This is a genomic window from Kitasatospora sp. NPDC127116 (genome assembly GCF_042677365.1).
Classification (GTDB): domain Bacteria; phylum Actinomycetota; class Actinomycetes; order Streptomycetales; family Streptomycetaceae; genus Kitasatospora; species Kitasatospora lactacystinica.
Genome location: NZ_JBHXTL010000206.1, coordinates 1,389 through 12,151, shown reverse-complemented (window position 1 = coordinate 12,151; position 10,763 = coordinate 1,389). Strand labels below are relative to the sequence as shown.

Sequence of the window (10,763 nt, the reverse complement as noted above, 5' to 3'; positions counted from 1 at the left end):
CCTCCTCGGGCGCGGCCCGTTCCGTCGTTCCGGCCGTCCGTTCCCGTCCACGGCTCGATCCGTACGGTTCGAGCCGTACGGTTCGGGTCCTGCGGTTCGAGTCCTACGGTTCGGGTCCTGCGGTTCGGGTCCTGCGGTTCGAGTCCTGCGGTTCGAGTCCTACGGTTCGGGTCCTGCGGTTCGAGTCCTACGGTTCGAGCCGGTGCGGGCCCCGGAAGAGGAACGTCGCCTCACGGATCGACGGCAGGCCCAGCGCCAGCATGAGCAGCCGGCCGAGCCCCAGACCGAGCCCGCCGTGCGGCGGCGTGCCGTAGCGGAAGCAGTCGAGGTATCCGGAGAGCGGCCCGGTGTCCATGCCCTTCTCCCGGGCCTGGGCGACGAGACGGTCGTACCGGTGCTCGCGCTGGGCGCCGGTGGTGATCTCCACGCCCTTCCACAGCAGGTCGAAGGACTCGGTGACGGTCGGGTCGTCCTCGGGCCGCAGGTGGTAGAACGGCCGTACGGCGGCCGGGAACCGCGTGACGAAGACGAACTCGTGCCCGGTCTCCTCGGCGATCAGGGCGCACAGCGCGCGCTCGCCCTCGGGGTCGAGGTCGTCCTTGACGCCCTCCCGGTCCCAGCCGGTGGCGCGGAGCCGGGCCAGCGCCTCGGCCATCGTGATCCGGGGGAACGGCAGCCCGGGGACCGTGACCGCGGTGCCGAAGTGCTCGGCGATCGCCGCACCGTGGCGTTCGGCCACGGCCGCCAGGACGCGGTGCAGCATCCGCTCCTCGAAGGCCATCACGTCCTCGACCCCGTCGATCCAGGCGATCTCGACGTCGACCCCGGTGAACTCGGTGGCGTGCCGGGAGGTGAAGGACGGCTCGGCCCGGAACACCGGCCCGATCTCGAAGACCCGGTCGATGCCGCCGGCGATGGCCATCTGCTTGTAGAACTGCGGGGACTGGGCGAGGTAGGCGGTGCGGCCGAAGTAGCCGACCTCGAACACCTCGGCGCCCGACTCGGAGGCCGTCCCCATCAGCTTCGGCGTGTGCAGCTCGGTGAAGCCCTCCTCGGCCGCCACCTCGCGCATCGCCCGCTCGACGGTCGTCTGGACGTCGAAGACCAGGTGCTGGGAGGGGCGCCGGATGTCGAGGAAGCGCCAGTCGAGGCGCTGGTCGATACCGGTCCTCTCGTCGATCGGCAGCTTCGGCTCGGCCGGTGAGACCACCTCCACCCGGGACGGGACGATCTCCAGCCCACCGAGCTTGACCTGCGGGTTGGCGACGACCTTTCCGGTGATCTTCACGGCGGACTCGACCGTCACGCCCTCGAAGGCGGCCTCGACGGCATCGCCCTCCCCACCGCGGAGGTGGGTGACCTGCACGAGACCGGTGTGGTCCCGGACCAGCACGAACTGGATGCGCCGCTGGAGTCGGAGCGTGTTCACCCACCCGTAGACGGTGACCGTCTCTCCGAGGTGCGCGTGGAGCTCTGCGACAAGGGTGCGCGTCATGGCAGGGGACCCCCTGGGGTGCGGGCGCGTTGGTCGCGCCACGTCGACGGGCGGTAAACGGCCGCCCTGGGCGCGTTCACCGTAGAGGATCAAGCCCGCGGGAGTCGCCCGGATTTCCGCCGTGTCCGGGCGGGCGGACAGCGCCCGGCGGCCCCTTGCGAGGCGCAAGGGGCCGCCGGAACGATTCGGTTGTGACCGGCCCGGCTGTGCCCGGCTCGGCCCGGCTGTGACCGGCTCGGTTGTGCCCGGCCGAATGCCTCGGGGCCGCCGGTGCGGCCGCGGGGCCGTCAGTGCAGCCGCGACTGCCAGTCGGCGGGGACCTTGCCGGCCGGGCCCGGGGTGGGCTGGTCGGCCGGGTGGGCGGTGGGCGGCGCCAGCGGCGGGCCCTCGTAGTACGCGCCGGTCTCCAGGTTCCAGAACCAGTCCTCGCCGGGCTCGAAGCTGACCAGGAACGGGTGGCCGGCCCCGCGGGCGTGCTTCGTCGCGTGCTGGGCCGGGGAGGAGTCGCAGCAGCCGATGTGGCCGCAGGCCGCGCAGCGCCGCAGGTGGAACCACCACCCGCCACCGGCCAGGCACTCCGCGCAGCCCTCGCCGCTGGGCACCGCGGTGGGGTCGATCCCCGGGATCGGCTCGCCGGTCATACCTGCCTCCTCGGCTGGGCGGTCCGTCCCCACCAGCCTGGCCCGGTCGCGGTGGTGCTGCCAGTCCGGCGGGCGGCCGCGGCGGTGCCGCCGGTCCGGCGGGAGGCCGCGGCGGGGGAGGCGGCGGTGCGGGTCGGCCGCCGTCCGGACGACCGCGGGCCGGCTTCGTCCTACGCTGGCTGGAGGGAATCTCGGGGACCCGCCGGCCACCACCCCACGGAGTCGCCATGGCCACCACGAAATGGTTCTTCGAACCCAGCCACACCGGTGCGGAGTTCCGCGCGAGACACATGATGGTCACCTACGTGCGCGGCCAGCTGAAGAACGTGCACGGCTTCCTGGAGGTCGACCCGGACGCTCCGGAGCAGGCCAGGGTCGAGGCGACCATCGACGCGACCCAGGTGTACACCGGTTCGCCCGAGCGGGACGCGCATCTGCGCAGCGCCGACTTCTTCGACGTCGAGCACCATCCGACCTGGAGCTTCGTCGGATCGCAGGTCCACCAGGTGAGCGCGAGCGGCTTCGAGGTCACCGGCCGGCTCACGATCCGCGGCGTGACCCGCCCGGTCACCTTCGACGTGACCTACCTCGGGCAGTGGGACACCCCGTGGTGGGAGGACGGGCGCGACCTGGGCCCCCGGCGGCGCGCCGGATTCACCGCCAGCACCCGGATCAACCGCCAGGACTTCGGCGTGAGCTGGAACGACGTGGTGGACCGGGGCGGCACGGTGGTCGGCAACCTGGTCGACGTCGAGGTCGACGTCGAAGCGGTCCTGGAGAGCGCTCCCGAGGCCGAAGACGCCGCCCCCGGGACCGGAGGTGCCGCCGCCTGACCGGACGCCCGCAACCTTTCGGCCCGCCCACCGCATCACAGTGAGTGCAGGACCACGGGAGGGGGCGGCGCCGCACACGGATCGGTCCGCATTGCGTACGGACCACCCAATTCCCCCGCATTCATTCAGTGCGTACACGACCCGCCCTGCCGGAGCCGGTCCCCCGCCTGTTGCACAGCCGTGACAACCACGCCCGAAAAACCGTTCGGCCGGTGACTTTCACCGGTTAGCATTCCGGAATGGATTCGAACCACCCCCCGATATGGAGTTCCGCCGAGGACGCGGCCGCCCAGCCGCCCCGCAAGGCGCCGCTCCGGCTGGCCCGCTTCGGTGCGACCTTCCTGGGGGTGAGCGTGGTGTCCGGCGTCCTGCTGGCCGGCCTCGCCCTGCCCGTCGCCGGCGGCATCGGGCTGGCGGCCAAGAACACGGCGGAGGGGTTCGAGGACGTCCCCTCCGACTTCAAGACCCCGCCGCTCACCCAGGCCACCCAGATCTTCGACGCCAAGGGCGGGCTGATCGCCAAGGTCTACGAGCGCGACCGCACCGTCATCACCGCCGAGCAGATGTCGCCGTTCATGCGACAGGCCCAGGTCGACATCGAGGACGCCCGCTTCTACGAGCACGGCGCCGTCGACCTCAAGGGCGTGCTGCGCGCCATCAGCAAGAACGCGGAGAGCGGCACCACCTCCCAGGGCGCCTCCACGCTGACCCAGCAGTACGTGAAGAACGTCAACGTGGAACAGGCCGGCGACGACCGGGACGCCGTCCTGGAGGCCCAGCGCAAGACCCTGGGCCGCAAGATCCAAGAGCTCAAGGTCGCCATCAAGCTGGAGGAGGAGGTGCCGAAGGAGCAGATCCTCACCAACTACCTCAACATCACGTACTACGGGAACGGCGCCTACGGCGTGGAGGCCGCCTCCCAGCGCTACTTCAGCAAGAGCAACAAGGACCTGACCGTCGCCGAGGCGGCCACGCTCGCCGGGCTGGTGCAGAACCCGTCCCAGTACGACCCGAAGCTGCACCCGCAGGCCGCGCAGAACCGCCGCGACACCGTCATCGACAAGATGCTGGAGAACAAGCACCTCACCGCCGAGCAGGCGAAGGAGGCGAAGGCCACCCCGCTGGGCCTCAACTTCAAGGCCCCGCAGAACGGTTGCATCACCGCGCAGGCCGGGATGGGCTTCTTCTGCGACTACGTGCGCCACGTGGTCAAGCAGGACCCGGTCTTCGGCAAGAGCGCCGACGAGCGCAAGAAGTTCTGGAACCAGGGCGGCCTGAACATCTACACCACGCTGGACCCGGACAAGCAGGCCGCCGCCCAGAACGCGGTGAGCAGCAACGTGCGGGTCACCGACACCGTGTCCGCCGCCGCCTCCATGGTCGAGCCCGGTACCGGCAAGATCCTGGCGATGGCCCAGACCCGCCCGTACGGCCTGGACACCAACCAGAACCAGACCGTCGTCAACCTCAACGTCGACGCGGCGATGGGCGGCGGCAACGGCTTCCAGCCCGGCTCCACCTTCAAGCCGGTCGTCGCGGCCGCGGCACTGGAGGCCGGCCTGCCGGCGACCCAGGAGTACTCGTCCCCCAACAAGCTCGAGTACCCGACGATGAAGACCTGCGAAGGGACCTGGAAGAACGACGCCCGGCCCAAGACGGTCGTCCCCAACGAGTCCGCGAGCGAGAAGGGCCCGTACCAGCTGAAGATGGCGATGGCCCTCTCGGTCAACACCTACTTCATCCAGATGGAGCAGGAGATCGGCCTCTGCGCGGTCAAGCAGATGGCCAACAAGCTCGGCATCACCACCAAGGCCAGCGGCAAGCCCCTGGAGGAGGTCCCCGCGATGGCCCTGGGCGTCGAGGAGATGAGCCCGCTGACCATGGCCAACGTCTACGCGACCTTCGCCGCCCAGGGCACCCACTGCGCCCCGGTCGCCATCAACCGGATCACCACCGTCGACGGCAAGGACGTCCCCGTCCCGGCCGGCCAGTGCGAGAAGGTGTTCTCCGATTCGACGGCGCGGGCGCTGAACACCGTCCTGAACGGCGTCACCGAGAACAACGGCACCGGCGCGGCGCTCAGCCTGGAGGACAACCGGCAGATCGCCGGGAAGACCGGCACCTCGGACCGCAAGCGGGCCGCCTGGTTCAACGGCTACACCCCGCAGCTCGCCACCGCCGTCTGGATCGGCGGCCCCCAGGGCGGCGTGGAGATGCGCAACATCACCATCAACGGGAAGTACCGCGCCGAGGTCTTCGGCGCCGACGGCCCCGGCCCGATCTGGCGGGACGCCATGAACCAGGCCCTGCGCGGCACCCCCAAGCAGTCCCTGCCGATGGCCGACATCCCCGACCCGGCGCCCAAGACCAACCCGAACAGCACCGGGACCGGGGCCCCCACCGGCCCGGCGCCCGGCGCGGGCCCGGCGACCGCGCCCCAGCCCGACCCGCAGCAGCCCGACCCCCAGCAGCCCTGACCGCGCGATCCCCGCAGCACCTCGCCCCGCCGAGCAGCAGCTCGGCGGGGCGACGTGTTCGGAGCCGGTCCCGATCCCGGAGGCACCCCGTCGGCACCCGTCGGCACCCGCCGGCACCCCGCCGGCATCCCGGCGGCATCCCGTCGGCTCCCCGGGGGAGCGGGGAACCGCCGGAACGGGTCCTGCCAGGTGGGCCGTTACGGGGTGACGATCGGGAACTGCGGGTCGGGGAGGGTCAGCGTGCCGAAGACCCGGTCCGCCGCCTCCTGGGCGTGCTCGCCCTCCAGGAGGACCAGCTTGTCCTCGACCGCCGTGTCGAAGTTGCGCTTGAACCCGGGCCGCTCGGCCAGCTCGTTGAGCGTCCCGCGGGTCAGCCTGATGACGGCGTCCGGGACGCCGACGAGGCGGTCGCCGCCGTCGACGAAGACCAGCACCCCGTTGCGGAGCGTCGTGGTGCACCGGACGCCGGTCTCGACGCCGGTCTCATCGGTGAACACCCAGTCCAGCACGATCGGAACGCGGTACTGCTCGGCGGCCGCCGGCCCGTCCACGCTGCGGGCGAGCGCCGAGAAGTACTGCTCCAGGCTCGTGCTGCGGATCAGGTCGGACGAGGACTGGCTGAGGATCGCCGGCTGCGGACCGGCCACGACCTCCTGGGCGCCGACCAGGTAGGCGTTGCGCCAGGTGCCGTTCTCGGCGCCGTAGCCGAGCTGGGTGAGGACCCTGGCCTGGAGCTCCTTGGCCTGCTGGAGGGCCTCCGCGGAGATCCCGCCGTCCTGCGCCGCCGCGCCGAAGACCACGTGGTTCAGGAGCTCGGCCGCCCAGCGGAAGCCCTCCGGGGTGTCGGTGTCGTACGCCTCCGCCGCCCTGGCCACCACCGCCTCCGCGCCGCCCATCGCCCGCACGTAGGACGCGCCCGCCTGCACCGGCGGCAGCTCCCACAGGTGGGCCGGGTTGGCGTCGTACCAGCCCATGTACCGCTGGTAGACGGCCTTGAGGTTGTGGCTCATCGAACCGTAGTAACCCCGGTCGTACCAGCGGTCGTTCAGGCCCGGCGGGAGGGTCTTCAGCTCCTCGGCGATCTCGATGCCGGTCTGGCCGGCGTTGATCAGCCGCAGCGTCTGGTCGTTGAGGTAGCCGTACATGTCGCGCTGCTCGTTGAGGAATTCGAGGATGCGCGCGTTGCTCGGACTCCCGGTCGACTCGTCCACCTCGGCCCACATCGGCCAGTGGTGCGAGGCGAACAGGACGTCGGTCTCCTTGCCGAAGGTCTGGATCGCCTCGGTGAGGTACTTCGACCACGCGTGCGCGTCCCGGACCTGCGCGCCGCGCAGGCTGAGGATGTTGTGCATGGTGTGGGTGGCGTTCTCGGCGATGCACAGCGCCCTGGCGCCCGGCAGGTAGATGTTCATCTCCGCCGGGGCCTCGGTGCCCGGGGTGAGCTGGAACAGCAGCTGCACGCCGGCCAGCTCGTACTGGTACAGCCCCGGCCGCCAGGGGATGACGTGGGCCTGCTCGTTCCACTGCGCCTTCGGCACCGGCTGGTGCTCGGGCCCGCCGATGTGGACGGTCGGCGGGACGAGGGTCACCTCGCCGGTGGAGATGGTCAGGCCCAGGCCGGCACCGACCTGCCCCGTCGGCCCCTTGTCCAGCTGCGCCGCGTACATGTACTGGGCGCGCCGGGCCATCGCCGGGCCCGCGTAGATGTTCTCGCTGACGGCGTGTTCGAGGAAGCCCTCCGGCGCGACGACGGGGACGCCCGGCTCCAGCGGATCGCCGAGCTCGGCGAACAGGCCGCGCGAACCGCCGAAGTGGTCCACGTGGCAGTGGGTGTAGACGACGCCCTTGACCGGCCGCTGCTCCTTGGTGAGCTCGGTCCTGTCCCGGAACAGCCGGAGCGCGGCCTGCGCGGTCTCGTAGCAGGCGAGCGGGTCGATGACGACCAGGCCCTCGTCGGACTCGATGATCGTCATGTTGGAGAGGTCGTAGCCGCGCACCTGGTAGACCCGGTACGCCGGACAGCTGGTGACGTGGAACAGCCCGGCGACCGCGGTCAGTTCGCCCTGCCGGTGAGGCTCCCGTTGACCGTCGGCATCTCGGCGCGCAGGTCCGGGTCGAGGAACTCGTACGCGGTGAAGTCCCAGACCACCTCGCTCCCGCCCTTGCGGGACATGATGACCGGGACGTCCGGCGGGGCGATCATGAACCGGCTGGCGTCGGCGAAGTCCCGGCCGTCCTTCTCGTCGGCGGCCCGGGACTCCTCCGCGGCCTTCCGGTTCGCCGCGGCGACGGCGGCCGTGGGCTCGATGGGTTCGGTGTACTCGGGCGTTCCAGGCATGGCGAAGCCACCTCCACATCGTCTGTGTGAGCGTCGCAGCGCGACCCGGTCACGCTATGCACGCGCTCAGTCACTCACAAGCGCACCGATCGAGCCACTATCCGGACCAGAACGGCCGGAATCCGGTGCAAAGCCGCATCCGCGCGCACAGGAAGTCGATGCCGCCGACTTCCCGCACCCTCAGAGCGACCAGCGGACGGTGCTGCCGTCCGGCGCCGCGAAGCCCACGAACTGCGTTCGCGGGACCCGAAGCCCGCATTCGGCCGCCACCCGGAGCTGGAACGGCTTGTACTCGGCATCCGCCGCGCGGCCCGGCGGCGGCAGCCACCGGCAGGGCAGCGCCGACAGCGGGCCGCCGAACCCCCGTCGTGCCTCGGCGGAGGCCACGCTGCGGGCCTCCGCCGACATCTCAGCGGGGAACTCCGGTGCGGTCGGGCGGCGGTAGTAGACCGACCGCACGGCCGCGAGGTCCAGCGTGCGCCGTTCGGTGGCCAGCGTGCCGGTCCAGCCGGAGGCCCCGTCGAGGCCGGCCGCCAGGGCCAGCCTCGACGGGAACCACGCCGTGTCCGCCCGGAAGACGGGGGTTCCGCGCCGGTTCAGCTCCTCGATCACGAGGTCGGCGGTGGGATCGAAGGTCCCCGTCAGCACGAGGACGGCATCGGCGATCGGCATCTCAGTCGTTGCTGCTTCCCGGGTCGTCCGGCGCGTCCATCTGCCCGGAGGGCTGCGTCGGGCCGTAGGTCTTGGGCGGGTTGCTGGTCATGTAGACACCGGGCGGGAGGCCCTCGTAGATGCAGGTCTGCGTCTCGTCGTCGTAGCCGATGTCGGCGGGCAGGATCCCCCCGGCCCCGGTGACCGGGACGAGGAAGCGGAAGGCGAACGGCCTCCCGGGCCCGCTCTCGCCGTCCAGCCCGGGCATGGACGTCGCACCGGCGACACCCATCGGCAGCCGGGACTCGGCACGGTCGAAGACCGGGACGCCTCCCGGCCGACTCGGAACGGTGGTGGCCATGTGTACCTCCGCGTCGTCGCACTCATCGAATGGTGGGCGCGCACGACGGATTCCTGCGCATGCTGGACTCCCTGTGGCTCCCATCATCGGGCGAGCACAAATGTAGGGGTAGAACGCGGGTGGCCGGCGAGGATTTCCTGTTCGGTCAAAGGTCGACCCGAACCATGAAAGGTGAATGGTCACCGGGAAACGGAGCGAGGCAGGCCGAGATTTATTCCGTGCATTCACCCTCGCCTTTGCTCTTCACTCAGGTACTCGTCTCGAATGGATTCGATCATTCGGCGCATCTCGTCACCAACCATGGCCGCAGCCGCGAATCCATCGAACTTGCGGATGTACAACTCGACATCCCGCGGATCGGTGACCGCGACCTCGGCGTGCACGGTCTCCACCGTCACCGTGCGGTCGTCCCGGATGACGAAGGAGTGCGTCGGCACATCGGACTGCGGTGCGGACAGCGGCACGATCCGGATGTCGACATGGGGCAGACGAGAGGCGGAGAGGATGCGGTCCAACTGCCCGGCCATCATCGCAGGCGGCACCAGACGCCACCGGAGAACGGGTTCGGTGATGACGAACCGCATTGTCTTCGTGGCGTCGTAGAGGGACTGCTGTCTGACCAGCCTCGCAGCGACTGCCCGTGCGAGCGGTTCCTCACCGAGTCCCTTCCTCCCGAAGACCGCACGCACGTACTCCGGCGACTGCAGGAGTCCCGGAACGAGGGAGGGCTGGAACACGCGGAGAAGCCTGGTGGAGTCGTCCAGCGCTTTGATCTGCTGCTGCTTGCGGTGGTATCCGAGACGCCGGACCAGGCGCCAGGCGGTCGCCTCTGTGGCCTGTGCCCGCGCGGCAGCCATGTACTCGGACTTGACCTCATCGGACACGCCTATAGCGGTGAGAATGCGGTCCACATCCACGACGGTGGGCGACACCTTGCCGGTCTCGATCTTGCTCAGCTTGCTCGGGGACATGACGGCACTGCGGGCCACCGCCTTGGCCTCCTTTCCGGAGGCCTGTCGCAGTTCCCGCAGCGCCGGTCCAAGCCGCGTTCTGTTCACTCGCTGTGCTCGGCCCACCATTCGGAGAACGGAATCGCTTGAGCCATCACGGTGTCGCGGCACGCCCTGAGTTCCGCGGCCCGGCCGCCAGTGAGGAATTCGACGCCGAGGTACTTGCCCCCGTCGTAGCTCATCGAGACCGCAGTCTCGTCGTCGAAGAGCCAGAAGTCCGGTGCTTCGGGAACGGGGTTCTCCCGGTCGGTGACGTCCAGGATGAAGAACTCCTCACCAGCCGTCATATTGCGGTGGTATCCCCATGCGAGCTCGAAGCGAAGGTAGTCCGTGAGCGGCCGCGAGAGGATGTGCACCCGGTACATGCGCTTGCCCGCCCGCGTGGCATCGGCCACTGTTCTGACCCATCCCGCGTTCTTGTAATCATCCGGCTGTTCCTCACCGGCGAGAAAGGCTCGGTAGGCGTCGACTCCACCGGACTGGCTGTAGTCGTCGAGCGTTTCGAGTCGAAAAGCCTCGCGCTCGAACGCCGAGAACCAATCCCCGAGAGTCCTAGATGAGGTTGTCACGGACGGCCTTTCGAATGAGTTCGACGGGAACCTCCACCAACATCTCGTGCGCCGGGATCTGGAGGCTGTGTTCGGTCACGAGCTCGCCCTGGACGGCGAGGGTGCCCCGGTCCGTCAGGTACAGCGTCGGGCACTCGCCCTCGTCGCAGGAACCTACAAGCCGTGTCAGCTCCACAGTTGCCTCCTTGCTCGCCGGGTCTCCGAACGATGCTCCCGGAGCTGATCCGGCAGCGGCAAGGGTCTCCCGTTGCCGGTACTGGAAACCGGGCTGATCTCGAACATATGCACCATCACGTGCTTCGACCGGTGGCTCCTTGCGGGTAGCGAGGAGCCACCGGGGGAGACGCTTCGGCGGGGGGAGGAGGGAAGGGCCAACTGACCCCCCCGG

The 10,763-nt window shown here is 70.1% G+C and carries 11 protein-coding genes; 2 read left to right on the top strand and 9 right to left on the bottom strand.

All coding sequences use genetic code 11. The features are described 5' to 3' along the window. Window positions 1-187: 187 nt before the first annotated feature. Both aspS and ACFVHV_RS41490 read right to left on the bottom strand, forming a co-directional pair. Window positions 188-1,495 carry an aspartate--tRNA(Asn) ligase gene (gene aspS, locus ACFVHV_RS41495; protein ID WP_359905079.1) on the bottom strand — a complete coding sequence of 436 codons (1,308 nt, stop codon included), beginning with the start codon at window positions 1,493-1,495 and terminating at the stop codon, window positions 188-190. 287 nt (window positions 1,496-1,782) lie between these two features. After that, window positions 1,783-2,136: a UBP-type zinc finger domain-containing protein gene (locus ACFVHV_RS41490; protein ID WP_359905082.1), complete on the bottom strand. Its 354-nt coding sequence runs from the start codon at window positions 2,134-2,136 to the stop codon at window positions 1,783-1,785. A 227-nt stretch (window positions 2,137-2,363) separates the two neighbouring features. Between ACFVHV_RS41490 and ACFVHV_RS41485 the strand changes: the two genes are divergently transcribed. Continuing rightward, complete coding sequence (locus ACFVHV_RS41485) at window positions 2,364-2,969, top strand: YceI family protein (protein ID WP_359905084.1); 606 nt, start codon at window positions 2,364-2,366, stop codon at window positions 2,967-2,969. 239 nt (window positions 2,970-3,208) lie between these two features. Further along, entirely contained in the window at window positions 3,209-5,446 is a 2,238-nt protein-coding gene (locus ACFVHV_RS41480; protein ID WP_359905087.1) for a transglycosylase domain-containing protein, read from the top strand. Between the two features lie 197 nt (window positions 5,447-5,643). Here the strand turns inward: ACFVHV_RS41480 and ACFVHV_RS41475 are convergent, their stop codons facing one another. The 7 genes from ACFVHV_RS41475 to ACFVHV_RS41445 form a co-directional block, all read right to left on the bottom strand. Further along, window positions 5,644-7,443, bottom strand: coding sequence for an alkyl/aryl-sulfatase (locus ACFVHV_RS41475; RefSeq protein ID WP_380358741.1), 1,800 nt, complete (start codon window positions 7,441-7,443; stop codon window positions 5,644-5,646). 56 nt (window positions 7,444-7,499) lie between these two features. Beyond that, window positions 7,500-7,784: a hypothetical protein gene (locus tag ACFVHV_RS41470; protein ID WP_380358738.1), complete on the bottom strand. Its 285-nt coding sequence runs from the start codon at window positions 7,782-7,784 to the stop codon at window positions 7,500-7,502. Between the two features lie 180 nt (window positions 7,785-7,964). Further along, complete coding sequence (locus tag ACFVHV_RS41465; protein ID WP_380358735.1) at window positions 7,965-8,456, bottom strand: MvdC/MvdD family ATP grasp protein; 492 nt, start codon at window positions 8,454-8,456, stop codon at window positions 7,965-7,967. 1 nt (window position 8,457) lies between these two features. Further along, a complete protein-coding gene (locus tag ACFVHV_RS41460; protein WP_380358732.1) occupies window positions 8,458-8,796 on the bottom strand; it encodes a hypothetical protein in 339 nt (112 codons plus the stop codon). 224 nt (window positions 8,797-9,020) lie between these two features. Next, window positions 9,021-9,854 (bottom strand): helix-turn-helix transcriptional regulator, encoded by an 834-nt coding sequence (locus tag ACFVHV_RS41455; protein WP_359905098.1) that lies wholly within the window; start codon window positions 9,852-9,854, stop codon window positions 9,021-9,023. Continuing rightward, entirely contained in the window at window positions 9,851-10,375 is a 525-nt protein-coding gene (locus tag ACFVHV_RS41450) for a DUF6879 family protein (RefSeq protein WP_380358729.1), read from the bottom strand. The genes ACFVHV_RS41455 and ACFVHV_RS41450 overlap by 4 nt, the downstream gene beginning before the upstream one ends. Next, complete coding sequence (locus ACFVHV_RS41445) at window positions 10,359-10,550, bottom strand: hypothetical protein (RefSeq protein WP_359905104.1); 192 nt, start codon at window positions 10,548-10,550, stop codon at window positions 10,359-10,361. The genes ACFVHV_RS41450 and ACFVHV_RS41445 overlap by 17 nt, the downstream gene beginning before the upstream one ends. Between the last annotated feature and the right edge of the window lie 213 nt (window positions 10,551-10,763).